13 protein-coding genes and 1 pseudogene are annotated in these 19,892 nt (G+C 29.8%); 13 read left to right on the top strand and 1 reads right to left on the bottom strand.

Translation table 11 applies throughout. The features are described from left to right. The first annotated feature begins 60 nt into the window (after positions 1 to 60). The 8 genes and pseudogenes from JJC02_09925 (at position 61) to JJC02_09890 (ending at position 10,061) form a co-directional block, all read left to right on the top strand. Positions 61 to 1,179 carry a transposase gene (locus JJC02_09925; GenBank protein ID UDN53231.1) on the top strand — a complete coding sequence of 373 codons (1,119 nt, stop codon included), beginning with the start codon at positions 61 to 63 and terminating at the stop codon, positions 1,177 to 1,179. 110 nt (positions 1,180 to 1,289) lie between these two features. Beyond that, positions 1,290 to 2,627: pseudogene (locus tag JJC02_09920) on the top strand (amidohydrolase). 73 nt (positions 2,628 to 2,700) lie between these two features. Beyond that, positions 2,701 to 3,147, top strand: a complete 447-nt coding sequence (locus JJC02_09915) for a 2Fe-2S iron-sulfur cluster binding domain-containing protein (GenBank protein UDN53230.1) — start codon at positions 2,701 to 2,703, stop codon at positions 3,145 to 3,147. 38 nt (positions 3,148 to 3,185) lie between these two features. Beyond that, positions 3,186 to 3,980, top strand: coding sequence for an FAD binding domain-containing protein (locus JJC02_09910; protein UDN53229.1), 795 nt, complete (start codon positions 3,186 to 3,188; stop codon positions 3,978 to 3,980). Then, entirely contained in the window at positions 3,970 to 6,261 is a 2,292-nt protein-coding gene (locus tag JJC02_09905) for a molybdopterin-dependent oxidoreductase (GenBank protein ID UDN53228.1), read from the top strand. Before JJC02_09910 ends, JJC02_09905 begins: the two co-directional genes overlap by 11 nt. Continuing rightward, positions 6,262 to 7,575 carry an amidohydrolase family protein gene (locus tag JJC02_09900; GenBank protein UDN53227.1) on the top strand — a complete coding sequence of 438 codons (1,314 nt, stop codon included), beginning with the start codon at positions 6,262 to 6,264 and terminating at the stop codon, positions 7,573 to 7,575. It abuts the gene before it with no gap. Between the two features lie 35 nt (positions 7,576 to 7,610). Continuing rightward, complete coding sequence (locus tag JJC02_09895) at positions 7,611 to 8,696, top strand: dihydroorotate dehydrogenase (protein ID UDN53226.1); 1,086 nt, start codon at positions 7,611 to 7,613, stop codon at positions 8,694 to 8,696. 243 nt (positions 8,697 to 8,939) lie between these two features. Continuing rightward, positions 8,940 to 10,061, top strand: coding sequence for a hypothetical protein (locus tag JJC02_09890; GenBank protein UDN53225.1), 1,122 nt, complete (start codon positions 8,940 to 8,942; stop codon positions 10,059 to 10,061). 175 nt (positions 10,062 to 10,236) lie between these two features. On the opposite strand, the gene JJC02_09885 is transcribed toward JJC02_09890, so the two are convergent. Then, entirely contained in the window at positions 10,237 to 11,469 is a 1,233-nt protein-coding gene (locus JJC02_09885; protein UDN53224.1) for an IS256 family transposase, read from the bottom strand. A gap of 1,456 nt (positions 11,470 to 12,925) precedes the next feature. On the opposite strand from JJC02_09885, the gene JJC02_09880 reads away from it, so the two are divergent. From JJC02_09880 to yqeC, 5 genes are all read left to right on the top strand, one after another. Continuing rightward, positions 12,926 to 14,284 (top strand): purine/pyrimidine permease, encoded by a 1,359-nt coding sequence (locus JJC02_09880; protein ID UDN53223.1) that lies wholly within the window; start codon positions 12,926 to 12,928, stop codon positions 14,282 to 14,284. 105 nt (positions 14,285 to 14,389) lie between these two features. Beyond that, positions 14,390 to 15,178, top strand: a complete 789-nt coding sequence (locus JJC02_09875; GenBank protein UDN53222.1) for an FAD binding domain-containing protein — start codon at positions 14,390 to 14,392, stop codon at positions 15,176 to 15,178. Then, the gene (locus tag JJC02_09870; GenBank protein ID UDN53221.1) at positions 15,178 to 17,484 is read left to right on the top strand and encodes a molybdopterin-dependent oxidoreductase; all 2,307 of its coding nucleotides are present in this window, start codon (positions 15,178 to 15,180) and stop codon (positions 17,482 to 17,484) included. The genes JJC02_09875 and JJC02_09870 overlap by 1 nt, the downstream gene beginning before the upstream one ends. Positions 17,485 to 17,622: 138 nt before the next feature. Then, positions 17,623 to 18,900, top strand: a complete 1,278-nt coding sequence (locus JJC02_09865; GenBank protein ID UDN53220.1) for a transposase — start codon at positions 17,623 to 17,625, stop codon at positions 18,898 to 18,900. Positions 18,901 to 19,081: 181 nt separating this feature from the next. Beyond that, positions 19,082 to 19,801, top strand: coding sequence for a putative selenium-dependent hydroxylase accessory protein YqeC (gene yqeC, locus JJC02_09860; GenBank protein UDN53219.1), 720 nt, complete (start codon positions 19,082 to 19,084; stop codon positions 19,799 to 19,801). Positions 19,802 to 19,892: the final 91 nt, after the last annotated feature.

The raw sequence follows: 19,892 nt of genomic DNA, 5'->3' as shown, positions 1-19,892 counted from the left end.
ATCTATTAACCAGTATTAACATAATCTATTAACATAATCAGAAAAAACAATTAAAGTGAGGTGATAGTAGTGGAAAAAGCTTATAAGTTTAGAATGTATCCAAATAAAAAACAGCAAGAGTTAATTAACAAAACTTTTGGATGCTGTAGATTTGTATATAATAAGTATCTTGCTAAAAGAATAGAAGTTTATAAAAATGATAAAGAAACTTTTACTTATAAACAGTGCAGTTCTGATTTGACCAATTTAAAAAAAGAATTAAAGTGGCTTAAAGAACCTGACAAATTTTCACTACAAAATGCCTTAAAAGATTTAGAAAACGCATATGAAAAATTCTTTAAAGGAAAGGCAGGATTTCCTAAATTTAAATCAAAGAAAACTAATAGATTCTCATATAAAACGAACTTTACAAATGGAAACATTATGTACTTTAGTCAATATATAAAATTACCTAAACTTGGTATGGTTAAAGTAAGGGATAAACAAGTCCCTCAAGGGAGAATACTTAATGCTACTATATCTAAAGAACCAAGTGGTAGATATTATGTATCACTATGCTGTACTGATGTAGATATTGAAGCATTTGAAAATACTAATAATCAGATAGGTCTAGATTTAGGAATTAAAGAATTTTGTATCTCAAGTTGTGGACAATTTATAGAAAATCCTAAGTATCTTAAGAAGTCATTAAGAAAACTTGCTAAATTACAAAGAGAATTATCGAGAAAAACAATCGGTAGTTTAAATAGAAATAAAGCAAGATTAAAAGTTTCTAGATTTCAAGAACATATAGCTAATCAAAGGAAGGATTTTCTACAAAAACTATCTACTAAACTAATAAAAAAGAATGATATTATTTGCATAGAAGATTTACAAGTAAAGAACATGATTAAAAATCGTAAACTATCTCTCTCTATTTCTGATGTATCGTGGTCAGAATTTGTTCGTCAATTAGAATACAAGGCTAATTGGCATGATAGACAAATTGTAAAGGTAGGTAAGTTCTTTGCAAGTTCACAAATATGCAATAAATGTGGGTACAAAAACGAGGAAGTTAAGAACTTAAATGTAAGAGAATGGATTTGTCCTTGTTGTAATGAAACTCACGATAGAGATATAAATGCAAGTATAAATATATTAAAAGAAGGATTAAGACTAATAACAGTTCAAAATAGATAGCATATGTAAGAACCGTAGGAACTACGGGGATAGCCTGTGGAGAATACATATTTTAGTATGCAAAATTCTATGAAGCAGGAACCCTGTGACTTTAGTCATGGGAGGTTCAGGGGGCATTAGTAGTAAAAGATAACAAGATTGCTGATATTGGGAACTCTAAAGAAATAGAAAGTAAATATACAGATGTTAAAAAAGTGATAGATGCTAAAGGTAAAGTTTTATTCCCAGGTTTTATAAATACACATACTCATTTATTCCAAACTTTATTAAAAGGATTGGGAGATGATATGGTACTTAAAGATTGGTTAGAAACTATGACGTTTCCAGCAGCTAACTATTTAGAAGCAAAAGATACTTATGATGCTGCAATGCTTGGATGTATTGAAGGTCTTAGAAGTGGTATAACAACAATGGTTGACTATATGTATCCTCACAGCAAACCAGGTCTTTGTGATGGAATAATAGATGCTTATAAAGAATTAGGAATAAGAGGAATACTTGGAAGAGGATGTATGAATACAGGAGCTCAATTTGGAGTTCATCCTGGAATAATGCAAGATGTAGAAACAGTTGAAAAAGATGTAAGAAGATTATTTGAAAAACACCATAATACAGAAAATGGAAGAATCAAAATAGGAGTAGCTCCAGCAGCAATATGGTCAAATTCTCAAGAAATGCTTGAGATGTTATGGAGAATAACAAAAGAATATGATGATGCTTTATTTACAGTACATATATCAGAAACTCCTTTTGATAGAGAAGCAGCAAAAGAATTGCATGGTCAATATGACATAGATGTTTTAGAGAAATTAGGAATACTTGGACCAAATGTGCTTATGGTACATTGTGTATATTTAACTGAAAAAGATATGGAACTTGCTAAAAAATATGATATGAAAGTGTCTCATAATACAGCAAGTAATATGTACTTATCTTCAGGTGTTGCGCCAGTGCCAGAAATGCTTAAAAAAGGAATAACAGTTAGTTTAGGTGTAGATGGAGCTGCTAGTAATAACTCTCAAGATATGCTTGAGCTTATGAAATTGACAGCACTTCAACATAAAGTTAATAAGTGTGACCCATTAGCAATGTCAGCAGAAAAAGTTCTTGAGTTGGCAACTATAGATGGAGCAAGAGCTATTGGAATGGAAGATGAGATAGGTTCATTAGAGATAGGTAAAAAAGCTGATTTACTAATATTCAATCCAATGCTTTCTCCAAAAGCAATACCTATGCATAATCCAGTATCTACATTAGTATATTCTTCTAGCATGAAAAATATAGAGAGTGTTATAGTAGATGGAAATATAATAATGGAAGATTCAAAAATATTAACAACTGATGAAGAAAAAGCATTGAAAGATGCTCAAGATACAGCTGAGAGACTTTGTGTAAGAGGGACTATAAAGAATAGAATGGAAGGTCATAAATGGAATAGCCTTTACTAATAAATGTGATTTTATTTATAAAGAAGTATAGTAAAAACTTTAGCTTAAAAATATGAGTTTTGAGGTGATTTATTTGATTATCAAATGTACTATAAATAATAAAGAAAAAGAATTAAGTATAAGACCAGATGACTTTTTAGCAGATACATTAAGAGAAAATGGATATGTAAGCGTTAAAAAAGGCTGTGATACAGGTTCATGTGGTTTGTGTACAGTAATGGTAAATGACAAGGCAGTGCTTTCTTGCAACTATCTTACTGCTAGAGTAGATGGTCAGCATATCACAACACTTGAAGGTGTCTTGGATGAAGCAAAGAAATTTGGGGATTTTCTTGCAGATGAAGGAGCTGACCAATGTGGATTTTGTGCTCCTGGATTTATAATGATGGTCTTAGCTATGAAAAGAGAGCTTCAAAATCCAACAGAAGAAGAAGTTATAGATTATGTAAATGGTAATCTTTGTAGATGTACAGGATATAAAGGTCAATTAAGAGCAATACATAAATATTTGAACACTTAAACTTTTAAGTGAAAATTAAATTGATATGGGGAGAGAATATGATAACTATAAAGGAATATGTAGTTCCAAAAAGTTTAGATGAAGCTTATGAACTGCTAATATCAAGAAAAAACAACATAATACTTGGAGGCTGCGGATTTTTAAAACTAGGTAGTAAAAATATTGGTTCAGCAATAGATTTAAAAGACTTAGCTTTAGATTATATAAATGAAACTGATGATAGCATATTAATTGGAGCAGATACAAGTTTAAGAACTTTAGAATTAAATAAGGTTATTAAAAATTACTGTAATGGAGTAATTTCAAACGCTGTTTCTAATATAGTAGGAGTTCAATTTAGAAGTGGAGCTAGAGTAGGAGCTAGCGTATTTGCTAAGTATGGATTTTCAGATTTAATACCTTCATTACTAGTAGTAGATGCAAAGGTTAAGTTATATAAAAAAGGGGTTATGAACTTAGCTGATTTTTTAGAAAGTGAGCTTGAAAAAGATATATTAATAGAAATTATATTACCTAAAAAGGATGCTATAGGTGTATTTGATTCTATAAGAAAATGTACAGGTGATTTTGCAGTATTAAATGGAGCAATGTTAAAAGAAGGAAATACTTATAAAATTGCAATAGGAGCTAGACCAAGAAGAGCAAAAATTGCCTATAAAGCAAGTGAAATACTAAGTTTAGAAAATGATATAGAAAAAGCTAGCGAAGTATCAAGTGAAGAACTTTCATTTGGAAGCAATATAAGAGGAAGTAAAGAATATAGAAAAGATATGGCAAAAGCCTTAGTAGTGAGAATGTATAATAGTATTGGGGGTGAGTGTGATGGTAAATAAAGAGGTAAGAAAAATAGATAGTGAAGCCATTGTTACTGGAAAACCAATATATACAGAAGATTTAATTTTTCATAAGGATGTTTTAACTATTAAGCTTCTTAGAAGTCCACATGCTTTTGCTAAGATAAAAAACATCGATATAAAAAATGCATTAAAAGTAAAAGGTGTAGTAGATATATTCACTTATAAAGATGTTCCAAATTATAGATATTCAATGGTTGGAGAGTCATATCCAGAAGCATCACCTCATGACCAGCTAATACTTGAAGATATAGTTAGATATGTAGGAGATGAAGTTGCTATAATAGCTGCTGAAGATGAAAGGTCTGCCATTAAAGCTATGAAACTTATAAAAGTTGAATATGAAGTAATGACTCCAATATTGGATGCAAGGGAATCAGAAGGAAATAAAATTTTGATACATGAAGAAGATGATTTATTTTGTCCATTTGACTTTGGATTAGATGCTACAAAAAACATAGTATCAAGAGAGAAAATGGGTAAAGGAGATGTAGAAAAAGAGTTTAAAGAGAGTGATGTAATAGTAGAACAATCTTATATGACTCAATCACAAGCACATTGTATGATGGAGACTCATAGAGCTTATACGTATATAGATACAAATGGTAGACTAGTAGTAACTTCTGCAAATCAATCAGCTTATCATATGAGAAGACAGGTTTCTAGAGCATTGGGAATACCTCTTTCAAAGGTAAGAGTAATAAAACCAAGAATAGGTGGAGGTTTTGGTGGAAAAAACATAGCTGTAACAGAGATATATGCGTCATTTGTAACTTGGATGACGAAAAGACCAGCAAAACTTGTTTATACTAGGGAAGAAACTTTTGCAATGACTAACACTAGACATCAGATGTTTTTTGATATAAAGGTTGGGGCAGATAGAGAAGGAAACATAAAAGCTATAGATATGAAAGCATTAAACAATACAGGTGCTTATGGTGATAATGGACCTTCTGTTTGCTCTGAATCAGGGCATAATGTACTTCCAACATATAATAATGTACCTGCAATAAAATTTGATGGAAGAACTGTATATACTAATTTAGTTCCAGGGGGAGCATTGAGAGGATATGGAGCAACTCAAGGTACGTTTGCACTTGATTGTGCAATCGATGAATTAGCACATAAACTTAACATGGACCCAACAGAAATAAAGTTGAAGAATATTATAAAAAAGCAAACTGAAGGCGGAATAATGAATTTTCCAATAAGAAGTTGTGCACTTGATGAATGCATAATTAGAGGTAAAAAACTTATTGGATGGGATGAAAAATATCCTGTCAGGGATATTGGAAACAATAAGGTAAGAGCTGTTGGAATGTCTGTGGGAACTCATGGTTCTGGTATAGCTAACATAGATATGGCAATAGTAAATATGAGAATGGACGAAGATGGTACTTATAAGTTGTTTTCTGGGTCTTCAGACTTAGGAACTGGTTCTGACACAATACTTGCACAAATAGCTGCAAAAGCATTGAATACATCTATTGACAGAATTTCCGTTTATACAGGAGATACAGATATGTGTCCATATGATACTGGTGCATATGCTTCTTGTACTACTTATGTAACTGGAAATGCTACAATAAAATCTGCTGAAAGTTTAAAACAGAAGATATTAAAAGTAGCACAGAAGAAACTCAATTTACCAATAGATGATTTAATACTATATGAAGACAGAGTTTGTTATAGTGAGGATGTAGAGAAATTTGTTTTATTAAGTGAATTAGGAAGAGAATCTGTTGGTGGTGGAAATCAAGAGGTTTTATATTCATCTGAATCTTATGGTATACAAGAAAGTGCTAAGCCATTCTTAGCAGGATTTGCTGAAATCGAGTTAGATAAAACAACAGGTGAGTTTAAAGTAATAAATTATGCTTGTTCTACTGATTGTGGTACAGTTATGAATCCTGCACTTGCTAGAATACAAGTTGAAGGTGGTGTAACTCAAGGTATAGGGCTTGCAATGTATGAAGACCCTAGACATGGTTCTGATGGAAAACTTCAGACTTCTAATCTATTGCAATACAAAGTTCCAACAAAAAAAGATATAGGAAATATATTTGTTGACTTTGTAGATAATTATGACCCAACAGGTCCATATGGGGCTAAATCTTTAGGGGAAATAGTTATTCATACACCTGCACCAGCAATAGCAAATGCAATATACAATGCCACAGGAGTCCGTATAAGAGAACTTCCTATAACTTCTGAGAAAGTTTATATGGCTATGAAAAAATTAAATCAGGGAGGTAAATAAATGATTGCTATAAAAAGTAAATACTTAATATCTTCTGCTGATGAAATATATACAAATTATGCTGTTGTAGTAGAAAATGACATTATAAAAGATATATTACCAAATGAAGAAGTTGAAATAAAATACAAAAATATTGAAGAAATAATAGATAAATCAGATGCTATAGTAATGCCAGGATTTGTAAATGGTCATATGCATCAATATGGAGTACTTTCTAGAGGAATACCAGCAAATGTACATTTTACTGATTTTGAGGGCTTCTTAAATGACTATTGGTGGCCATTTATAGAAAATAGAATAGGATTAAAAGAAGTAAAGGCGACAACTAAAGCATCAGCGATAGAACTTATAGAATCTGGTGTAGTAGCTTTTTGTGATACCTTAGAAGCTCCAAACACAGAGGTAGGAACTTTAATTGAGCAAGGTAAAATACTAGAAGAGATAGGGATGAAAGCGATTTTATCCCTGGAAAGCTGTGAGAGAATAAGCTATGAAAATGGACTTAGATGCTTAGATGAAAATTCTAATTTGATAAAGTGGAGCAGAGAAAATAGTAAATTAATAAATGGAATAATGTGTACTCATACAAGTTTTACATGTTCGGATAAATTTATTAAGAAAGCTAAAGATGAAGCAAAAAAATTAGATGCACCAATGCAATTCCATTTATGTGAGAGTATTTATGAACCAAACTATGCTGAAAAATATTTTGGTAAAAAAGCAGTTGACCACTATAATGATTTAGATATATTGGATGAAACTGTATTAGCCTCTCAGTGTGTAAAAGTGAGTGATGAAGAGATAGATATATTAAAAGAAAAAGGCGTAAAAGTGGTTCATATGCCTCTTAGTAACTGTGAAGTAGGTGGAGGTTTTTCTCCAGTACCAAAAATGATTAAAAAAGGCATAAAAGTAGCACTGGGTACTGATGGATATATAAATGATTTTTTTGAAGTTATGAGAGGTGCATTTTTAATGCATAAATCAGTTGAAGAAGATGCATCAGTAATGCCAGCAAATTTAGTATTTAAGATGGCAACAGAACATGGTGCTTATGTGTTAGGTCTTCAAAATTCTGGCAAAATAATAGCTGGTAATAAGGCTGATATAATAGTTATGGAAGATGAATTTAAAACTCCTATTACTCTTGATAATATATTTGACCAGATAGTAGTTCAAGGTAAAAAAGAATTTATATCAAATGTATACATAGATGGTAGACATATTTTAAAAGAAAAACAGTTAGTTGATTTAGATAAAAAGGCTATTATTAAAGAAATGAAAGAAGTTGCTTGTGAATTTTGGAAGTTTTAATGAATGTAAATATATATGAAAAGGGGAAGCAGATAATGTATAATTTTTTAGGTAAAGAATTAAAATCACCACTTATAATAGGTTCAGGCCCATTGACATATAGTGCAGCTGGATGTAAGATATTAAGCGATGCAGGAGCAGGGGCAGTTGTTACTAAGACTATAAGAAAAGAAAGAGCTATAAATCCAGCACCACATATGGTTAGAAATACAGCTAATGCTCTTTTAAATAATGAGAAATGGACAGATTTTGAGCCAGAGCAATGGATAGATTTTGAAATACCACAAATGAAAAGAGATGGGACTGTCTGTATAGCTTCAGTAGGTCATACGATTGAAGAAAGTAGTGAGTTAGTAGAAAAAGTTGCAAATGCAGGAGCTGACTTTATTGAATTAGTGTCTTATGACTATAGAGATTTGATACCAATGCTTAAAGATGCAAAGAAGAGAGTAAATATACCAGTAATAGTTAAACTTCCTCCTATGATAGATGAAATAGGAGATTTTGCTAAAAAATTAGAAGAAGCAGGAGCAGATGCAATAACTGCTTGTGATTCTGTAGGACCAGCATTTAGAATAGATATAGAAACAGGGCAACCTTTATTAGGGGGAAATGGAATAGGCTATTTAAGTGGAGAAACTATTAAACCAATAACTTTACAAAGAATATATGAAATAAAAAAACAGGTTAATATACCGATAATTGGATTAGGCGGATGTGTAAGTGGAGATGATGCCTTAGAAATGATTATGGCAGGTGCTGACTTTGTTGGTATATGTTCAGTAGTAATTTTAAAAGGTGCACAAGTAATATCTAAAATACATGATGATTTAAAATCTAATCTTAATAGATTAGGTTATAACACTATAGAAAATGCTTGCGGTATAGTACATAATCATATGGGAGATGTAAATGAAAGACTTAGTTTTGAATTTACTTATGATGAAGAAAAATGTACTAAATGTAAGATGTGTGAGAGAGTTTGTGCATATCAAGCAAGAAAATTAAATGATAATATGGAATTGAATGAAGAAGAGTGTAGATATTGTGGTCTTTGTATATCAGTTTGCAAACCAAAAGCACTTGGAAGAAAAATTTCATGTTCAGAGTTGAATGTATAGATTATCTTATAAAAATAAAACTTTAGATAAAAATAAGAAGGGCTATCTCAAAATAGAGATAAGCCTTTTTTATTATTGCCCTCCTCTTTGTTTATTTGTAATTATTTTAGATATTAATTAGTTTTGAAGCAATCAAGTATGCTAATTTTTCTTAATTAAAATTTTAATAATTCTTATATAGATGTTAACATTGTATAGCATTTGTATAAAATGTTATAATAATTAATAGGGATGGTGATGCAAGTGCAAGAGAAGATTTTAGAATTATTATATACTATAAATGAAGATGTAGTTAGTATAAAAAATGATATGTCAGAAGTAAAACAGGAAATAAATGTGTTAAAAGAAGATATGTCAGAAGTAAAACAAGAGATAAATATAATGAAAGAAGATATGTCAGAAGTAAAACAAGAGATAAATGTGTTAAAAGAAGATATGTCAGAAGTAAGACAAGAGATAAATATAATGAAAGAAGACATGTCAGAAGTAAAACAAGAGATAAATGTGTTAAAAGAAGATATGTCAGAAGTAAGACAAGAAATAACTGTAATGAAAGAAGACATGTCAGAAGTAAAACAAGAGATAAATGTGTTAAAAGAAGATATGTCAGAAGTAAGACAAGAAATAACTGTAATGAAAGAAGATATGTCAGAGGTAAAACAAGAAATAACTGTAATGAAAGAAGATATGTCAGAGGTAAAACAAGAGATAACTGTAATGAAAGAAGATATGTCAGAGGTAAAACAAGAGATAACTGTAATGAAAGAAGATATGTCAGAAGTAAAACAAGAGATAACTGTAATGAAAGAAGATATGTCAGAAGTAAAACAAGAGATAACTGTAATGAAAGAAGATATGTCAGAGGTAAAACAAGAGATAACTGTAATGAAAGAAGATATGTCAGAGGTAAAACAAGAGATAACTGTAATGAAAGAAGATATGTCAGAAGTAAGACAAGAAATAACTGTAATGAAAGAAGATGTCTCTGAAGTTAAATCAGAAATAAACTTTATGCAAGAGAAAATAAATAATATTAATGAAGATATGAATGGAATTAAGGAAGAAGTAGCCATAGCAAACGAAAAATTATATGGAATTGAAGTTAAAATTGATAGTCTAGAAAGTGAAGATAAATCAATGAAAGAGATACAGGTAGAACAGAATAATATTTTAGGAAGTTTATTACATAATTCTGAAATAAATAAAGCTACTCATGATAATATGGAACATAACATAGCATATATAAAAGGAGATACTAATGCTATAAAAGAGGATGTAGCTGAAATAAGAAGAGATTTGAATTTAGTAGAGTTAGCCACTAGTAAAAATTGGAGTGATATTGTCAAGCTAAAATCAGTAAAATAGAGAATGTATATAGATTTGTGTAAATATATATTTTTGCTATTAAATATTACTGGAAATTTTCAATTCTAGTAATATTTTTTTATTATCAGGAAATACTAATAATGGTATTTTATACACATTTATTGTATGTTAAATTTAGGTTTTTATACACTAAATGTACCATTTTTCAAAAAAATTATATTATATAATTTTTAGGAATTCTATCTCCAAACATTATTGTAAGTTGACCTAATGTAGCTGACCAATTTTGATTTGGAGAGTTCCATTTCTCAATAATTTTCATAGTTGATAGGTATAATGATTTTCTAAGTGACTCATCTGTAGGAAATACTGTTCTGACTTTAGTATATTTTCTAAGTTGCCTATTAAAACCTTCCAGTGCATTTGTAGTATATATAATTCTTCTAATATCTTCTGGGTATGCAAAGAATGTTGATAAATTACTCCAATTATTATACCAAGAATCTATTACTACTGAATATTTTTGATACCATTTTTCCTTCAAGGAATCCAAGTTCAAGAGTGCTGTTTCTTCATTAAATGCCTTGTAAACTGATTTTAAATCTTTCATAAATTCTTTTTGGTCTTTTGATGCTATATATTTAAAACTATTTCTAATTTGATGAACTATACAGGTTTGTATACTTACATCTGGATATACCGTTTTTATTGCTTCTGGAAGTCCTTTTAGACCATCCATACAGGCAATCAATATATCTTCAAGCCCTCTATTTCTAAGGTCATTGCAGACTGATAACCAAAACTTAGCACCTTCGGCTTCACCTATCCAAATACCTAGAATATCTTTTTTTCCAGTCATATCTAAAGCCATACATATATATGCAGCTTTAGAAACTATTTTATTATCATCTCTTACCTTAAAATGCATAGCATCCATATATACAATTGGATAAACTGATTCTAAAGTTCTACTTTGCCATTCGGCGGCAGCCTCCACAACCTTGTCGGTTATTTTAGATATCATTGATGGTGATACATCTATTCCATACAGCTCTTCCATTTCTGATTGAATATCTCTTACACTCATGCCACATGCATAAAGACCAATTATTTTTTTATCTAGTTCATTGCAAACCGTTTCATATTTTTTTACAACCTTCGGCTCAAACTCAGCATTTCTATCTCTTGGTATATCTAAATTTACCTCTCCAAAACTGCTACTTACATTTTTAGAACTATATCCATTTCGATAATTTTTATCACACATATCTTTTCTTTCATATTTATTTCTACCTAAATGCTCCTCCATTTCTGCATCTAATAGTTGCTGAATAACATCTTTGAATAGTTTTTGCATAAGGCCATTTTTCCCAACCACATCTTCCATTGTCTTGCATTTTTTAACTTCTGTTTGATAATCAACATCTGGAACAATTATATCTTTCATTTTCAAAACCTCCAAAATTTTTTATATGAATATTATTCCAAATTTACCAATTTTGTATACCAAAAAGACTATAGGTAAATTTGTTTTTACACAAATCTACTTACAGCCCCGTAAAATAGCATTTTTATTCACTAATTTATCATCCACAAACTAAGAATCTTATACAAAAGAATTTATAGTATTCTTACTATTTATTATAAATTTTAAAAATGAAAATAAAAAATTGAGAAAAGACCGTTAAAAAATTATTTTTTGGTCTTTTTTTTATTTAATATAATTGATTTATAAAAATAAAACTTAAAATTTAAATGATAAAATGTGATAGAACGTTTGAAATAAGTAAAATTTTATCAATAAAAACATAAAAATTTTATGCTATGTAAATGTATACAAATATTGGCACTAAAATTGCTTTATAAAAATTATAAATGGTAATATGAATAAAATTTTTACTATAAAAATAATATTGCTATTTTACTTATAGATATTAATATCTATAAATAGATAGAAACTTGTATATTTTATGTTGCAGATACAAATATAGTAAAGGAGAGTACGCTGGTACAACTGAGATACATAGCTTATTAAGTTTTTCTGTCTTATGAGAATTATATTATAAAATATTCATAAATATTTTGAGTTTAAATTAAAAAATTATTTAATGCTTAGATTAATTGCTATTTAATTAATTTAATAACAAAAACAGTGAAAGAGTAAATAATATTATTTACAGGGGGTAAAGCAAAGTATATTAAATAAACTGTACTTTTAGCCCCGTACATAGAGAAATCTATGTAGGACACAACTTTAAAACCAGTAAATCCTAAAGCCTTGCAACTACAATAAAAGATAGAAAGAAACTTTTATGAATGTGGTGAAAACCAGAAACAATAGTGAGGATGGTATACGGTGAGAGCCTAAGTACTTAAGAATGGACATTTGGTCGCCAAGCCTAGAAATAGGAAGGTCAAACGACTATCTCGAGAGAGAGTACACTATAAGCGATTGATAGTGGAAACGGGTTGCTCTTAACAGGTAATGCTGAAGATGAAGAAATAGTCTACGCTCATATGAAAGTATGAGGTCACTAAATTTAAAGTGACATCTATAAAGTAGCGTTTATAGGTAAATGTTTAAAACTTGAAGAATATAAATACTTATGAAAACTTATAACTTATAATGATTAAGATTGAAAGATTTAAACTAGATTAAATTTACTATAAAAAATTTATAGCTATAATACTCTTATGTTTGTAAAACATTGTATATAACATATACAAAATGAAAGAATAAGTTTACTTGTTAATAATTAAATTTATTGTACCTGTTTTTTGAGGTCAAAAACTTAAATATATACTGGAGTATAGTAAAGATTTATGAACGTCATTAGTTTAATATATTAGATTTTTAAGTATTTATATAATTCAATAAGTTTTATGTAACGGGAGTTTTTATTATGAAAGCAAAAAGTACATCAAAATTTGAATTAGACGGAATACCACCACTAAAGGAGGCAATTCCTTTAGGGTTACAACACTTAATGGCAATGGTAATAGGAAGTTGTTTACCTGCTATATTGGTTGCAAATGCAGCTGGACTTAATCATAAGATGTCAACGTTATTGATTCAAGCAGCATTAATTTTTGCAGGATTATCAACTTTATTACAATTATATCCAATACCTTTATTTAAAGGATTTAAATTGGGGGGAGGAATACCAGTTATAATGGGAGCTACAGCTATGTTTATAGGAGCTGGGGTATCTGTTGCAGGTAAGTATGGACTACCAGTCTTATTTGGTTCTCAAATAGTAGCTGGTATAGTAATAATTATAATTGGTTTTGGTCTTAGAAAAATACGATTTATATTTACTCCAGTCGTATCTGGAACGATAGTTGCATGTATGGGTCTTGGTCTTTTTCCAATAGCTATAAAAAACTTAGCTGGAGGTGTAGGCAATGAAACTTTTGGGAATCCAATTAATTTTATAGTTGGAATATCTGTATCTCTTATGATACTAGGATTAAATAAGTATGGAAAAGGATTATTTAAAGATGCGTCAATATTAGTTAGCATAATTTTTGGATACATTTTATCACTAATGTTAGGAATAGTAAATTTTTCTTCAATTCGAGAGTTTACTTTGATTGCACTTCCAAAACCACTTGCTTTTGGTCTAGATATAAGACTTGAAGTTGTAGTAATGTTTTCAATAATATATTTGGTTGAGATAGCTGATATTATGGGGGCTTGTACACTTTCGGCAGTAGGAGGGCTTAATAGACAAGTAACAGACGAGGAACTTTCTTCTGCTGTCTTAGGAAATGGAGTACTGTCTACAATAGGTGCATTATTTTCTGCAACTCCAATGGGGATGTTTGGTCAAAATTCTGCAATCGTTTCCAATACAAAGGTTGTAAGTAAATTTGTATTAGCTATTGGGGGAATTGGACTATTTTTGGCAGGAATATCGCCTTTATTAGCTAATTTAATCAGAACAATTCCTCCTTGTGTGGTTGGGGGAGCAACACTTGTTATATTTTCAACTCTTACAACATCTGGTTTAAGACTTGTTAGTATGGATGGATTCAATCAAGAAAATAGCATGATATTAGGTCTTTCTATGGCTTCTGGTATTGGATTTATGGTAGCTCCTCAAGTCCTTGAAAAATTTCCAAAGTTTATAGAAACGTTACTTGCAGATTCAAGTGTAGTTTCAGGAGCTATGGTAGCAATAATAATTCAAGCTTTATATATGGTAAAATTTCATAAAAATAAGAATGATAAGATTGAGGACAAAAATGAAAATTTATAATGTAAATAGTTAATATATGCGAATTAAACCTATTAAAGTTATAGGTATAAATTAAAAGATTTATTAAAATTTCTGGGTTTAATAACCTAATGATAGGGGGATAAGATGATTACTATAAAAGAATATTCAGTTCCGCAGAGTTTAGAAGAAGCATATAAAATTTTAACTTCTAAAAAAAATAATGTTATTTTAGGTGGATGCGGATTTATAAAATTAAGCAATAAAAATATAGGAACAGCTATAGATTTAAAAGATATAAATCTAAACTATATAAAAGAAGATGAAAAAAATATTTTGATAGGTGCAGATACTTCTCTTAGAAGTTTGGAAATCGATAAAACTATTAAAAATTACTGTAGTGGAATACTTTCAAAAGCTGTTTCTCATATAGTTGGCGTTCAATTTAGACAAGGTGCTAGAATTGGTGCAAGTGTATTTTCAAAGTATGGTTTTTCTGATTTAATACCAGCACTTCTGGTTGTCGGGGCTAAGGTAAGATTATATAATAGAGGAATATTGGAGTTAAGTGAGTTTTTAGATAGTGAATTAAGTAAAGATATATTGGTTGAAGTGATACTACCAAAAAGAGATGCAATAGCCGTTTTTGATTCAATAAGAAAATGTACAGGAGATTTTTCTGTATTAAATTCAGCGATGCTAAAAGAAAATGATGCTTACAAAATAGCAATTGGTGCAAGACCTCAAAAAGCTAGATTAGCACTTGAAGCAAGTAGCATATTAAGTAAAGAAAAAGATATAGATAAGGCATCTACTATTGCAAGTAAGGAATTGACTTATGGAAGCAATATGAGAGCTAGTAGAGAGTACAGAATGGACATGGCAAGTGCATTAGTTAAAAGGATGTATAATGCTATTGAGGGAGGGAATAGATAATGATTAATAAGGGGATAAGAAAGATAGATAGTACAGCAATTGTTACAGGAAAACCTCTATATACTGAAGACCTTATTATGCATAAAGATGTTTTGACATTAAAATTGCTTAGAAGCCCACATGCTCATGCTAAGATAAAGAATATAGATACATCAAGAGCCGAAAAAATTCCAGGGGTTGTGGGTATTTATACGTATAAAGATGTACCACAAGTCAGATATTGTGTTCCAGGTCAAACAGAGCCAGAAGCATCTCCTTATGATAGAGTTTTGCTTGAAGATACAGTTAGATTTGTTGGGGATGAAGTAGCTTTAGTCGCAGCTGAAGATGAAAAAACAGCACTTAAAGCCTTAAAAATGATAAAGGTAGACTATGAAGTCTTAGAGCCTGTGTTTAATGCAAGAGAGGCAGAAGGAAATGAAGTTGTTATACATCCAGAAAAAGACATAGTAGAGCCATACCCTTTTGGATTAGATGCAAAAAATAATATAGTGTCAAAGGAATTTTTTGAATTTGGTGATGTCGAAGCTAAATTTAAAGAAAGTGATTTTGTTGTTGAATCCTCATATAAGACGCAAAGTCAATCACATTGCATGATGGAAACTCATAGGTCATATTCATACAAAGATATAAATGATAGAATCGTTGTAGTTTCATCATTACAATCACCACACAATGTAAAGAGAATACTTAGAAAAGTGTTGGGTATTCCTTCTTCAAAAATAAGAGTAATAAAACCTAGAATAGGTGGTGGATTTGGAGGAAAGAATATAGCGGCTACAGATATATTCACTGCATTTGTTACTATGAAAACTGGTAGACCAGCAAAATTTGTATTTACAAGAAGTGAAACTTTTGTAGGTTCTAATAGTAGACATGAAATGTTTTTTGATGTTAGAGTTGGTGCAGATAAAGAAGGAAATTTAAAGGCAATAGAGTTAAAGTCATTAAACAATACAGGTGCTTACGGCGGGAATGGTGTGTCTGTTTCTTCAGAATCTGGACACAATACCTTGCCAATATATAATGATATTGATGCTGTTAGATTTGATGCTAGAACAGTATATACTAATAGGATACCAGCAGGAGCACTTAGAGGATATGGTGCTACACAGGGAATATTTGCAATAGATAGTGCTATTGATGAATTAGCACATAAGATTGGAATGGACCCACTTGAATTTAGAATTAAAAATATAATAGATAGATATACTAACGGAAAAGCAGCTGAAAACGAAATATTAAGTTGTGAGTTGAAACAATGTATAGAAAAGGGTAAGAAATTAATTAATTGGGATGATAAATATCCATGTAAAGATATAGGAAATAACAAAGTAAGAGCAGTAGGTATGGCAGTGGCAAATCATGGTTCTGGTATACCACGTGTAGATATGGCAACAGTAACTATAAGAATGGATGAAGATGGCACATACAAGCTATTATCTGGTCTTGCTGATTTAGGTCAAGGAGCTGATACAATTCAAGCACAAATTGCTGCTGAAGCTTTAAATACTACTGTAGATAGAATATCTATTTACACAGGTGATTCAGATTTGTGTCCATACGATACAGGAGCATTTGCTTCTTGTACGACAACGGTTACAGGAAATGCAACAATAAAGACAGCAAATAAATTAAAAGAGATATTGCTTTCAGTAGCAGAATCAAAGCTAGGATTTAAAAAAGAAGATTTAGAGTTGGGAAAAGACAGAGTTTTTGTTAAAAACGATAATAGTAAGTTTGTGTTATTAGAGGAATTGGGTAGAGAATCAGTTGGAGGTATAGGATTTGCTAGTGATGATGTACCAGTAGTTTTGGAAGCAACAGAATCCTTTGGTATGTTAAAAAAAATAAAACCATTTATAGCAGGATTTGCAGAGATAGAATTAGATAAAAGTACAGGTGAATATAAGGTAATAAATTTTGCATGTGTACCTGATTGTGGAACAGTTATAAATCCAACTCTGGCTAGAATACAAGTAGAAGGTGGAGTAATGATGGGGATAGGATTTGCAATGTATGAGGACCCTAGATTTGATAAAGATGGAAGATTGTTAACAGATAGTTTCTTACAGTATAAAGTTCCTACAAAAAAAGAAGTGGGAAATATATTGGTAGATTTTGCTGATAATTTCGACCCAGGAGGTCCTTATGGTGCTAAATCATTAGGCGAAATAGTTATACATACACCAGCACCAGCTATAGCAAATGCAATATTTAATGCTACTGGAGTTCGTATGAGAGAGCTTCCTATGACTTTTGAAAAAGTTTATATGGGTATTAAAAATAATAATAAACAATTATAATAAGTGAACTGGTATATAAAAATATGTAACTTTAAATTATTTTGTAAAATAAAGTAATTAAATGGACATTATATATGGTGTTTTGTAAAAATACCGTATATAATGTCTAGTAGAGTATATTCTAAAGGAGGTGAGTTCATGCCAAATAGAATAAAAAATATACACTATGGAACTCAGAGACAACAATTAAAAAACTTAACTAAAAAAGAATATCAAGCTCTACGAGAGATGTGCTTCTTAGCTAAGAACTTATATAATGTTGGTACATATAATGTCAGAAAGCATTATTTTAATCAAGGAGAACATCTCAATTATGAAGCCAATTATCATGTATGTAAAGGAAATGAGAATTATAAGCTTCTCAATAGTAATATAGCACAACAAATATTAAAAGAGGTTGATAGTTCATTTAAGTCATTTTTTGGGTTAATTAAATTAGCAAAAGAAGGAAAATATGATTTTAGAGGGATAAAGTCACCTAAATATTTGGATAAGGATGGGTTTTTTAGTATAATAATAGGTCAAATAAGAATTAAAGGAGATGGTACTCTAAATGTACCCATGTCTCCAGCGTTTAAAAAATTATATGGAAAAGTAAGCATAAAAGTTCCCCAAAATATATTAGAGAAAAAAATTAAAGAAATAAGAATAATACCTAAACATAAGGCTAGGTTCTTTGAAATTCAGTATTGTTATGAGATACCGAAATCAGAGGAAGTTTCAAATCAAAAAAATGCACTAGCTATAGACTTAGGTTTAGAAAACTTATGTACATGTGTTACCAATTTAGGTGATAGTTTTATCATAGATGGAAAAAGGCTCAAATCTGTGAATCAGTGGGCAAACAAACAGAATGATAAGATAGAGGCCTTAAAATTGAAAAAGAATATAACTGCAATTACAAGAAAACAATTTAAGGTTTGGAATAAGAGAAATAATCAAGTTAAAGACTATGTAAATAAAACTTGTTTTTACATAATTGATTATTGTGTAAAAAATAATATTGGTAATTTAATTGTAGGATATAATGCTAAGTTGGAAAAAAGTGATAATATGGAGAGGAAAATATATAGAAATTTTATAAGAATTCCATTTGGAGAGATAAAAGGAAAATTAGAATATCTGTGTAAAATAAAAAATATCAATTTTATTAGGCAGGAAGAAAGCTATACCAGTAAATCTGATTTTTTTGCTGATGATTTTCTACCTGATATAAATGTGGACAATGTGAAAAAATATGACTTTAAAGGGGAAAGAATAACACGTGGTCAGTACAAATCTAGTATTGGAATAGTTATAAATGCAGATGTAAATGCGAGTCTTAATATATTAAAAAAATCACAAGTAGTTAATTTATCTAATTTGCAGAATAATCCTCAAATATTAAAGCAACCACAAAGAGTAAGAATATCTTAATTATATTTAAAAGATAAACTGATAGCGTAAGCTTACAGCTTAGCGGCGAATTGGATCCGCCTTGTTGTTTACAACAGAATCTATTTACTTTCGAGTTTATGGAATTTCAAAAATCACTTTTACTAAAAAGGTTTAGCTATAAAAATTAAGAAATTATAAACTAGTTATAAGAGGTGAAAGTGTGGAACTGTCAAATATAATAGAAAAGAATGAAATAATAACTGTAGTTGGAGCAGGAGGAAAAACTTCATTTATAAACTATTTTGCAGATTTTTATAGAGATAAATTGAAAGTTCTCCTTACAACAACAACTAAAATATATGTACCAAGTGATTATGATAATATAATTATGACAATAGATGGAACTATTATTCCATCTATTTGTCATGGAATAACAGTCTGTGGTAGCTATATAAATAATGAAAATAAAGTAGTAGGTATTGATTCTTATATTTTGGATGAAATTGTAGACCAATTTGATTTAGCTTTAATAGAGGGAGATGGTTCAAAGAGAAAAAAACTTAAAGGTTGGAATGCTAAAGAACCGATAGTATACCATAAAACTACGAAAACTATAGGTATATTAGATATAACATCATTTGGAATGAATATTAATGAAGAGAATATACACAGAGTAGATATATTTAAAAAAATAGCAAATTTAGATACATGTAGTATTAGTAGCTCTACAGTAAGTCTAGAAAACTTAAAAAATATAGTATTAAATCCAAATGGATTATTTAAAAATTATTCTGGAAAAAGAGTATTATTTATTAATAAAGTTGAAAATGAAAAATATAAAAATTTAGCTATAAAATTAATAAAAAATATTAAGAAGTATGAAAGCGGAATAGAGATATTTTATGGAAGTATAAAACAAAAATTTTGTGTAAGATATTGAAGTATTAAAATAGTTTATATGATATTATATATATAGATAATATCAATAGTGATACTATAAAAATCATAGAACTATCAATATATTATAAATA

Origin of the sequence: Clostridioides sp. ES-S-0054-01 (genome assembly GCA_021561035.1) — a bacterium.
Classification (GTDB): Bacteria; Bacillota; Clostridia; order Peptostreptococcales; family Peptostreptococcaceae; genus Clostridioides.
This window is presented reverse-complemented; position numbering and strand designations above follow the sequence as displayed.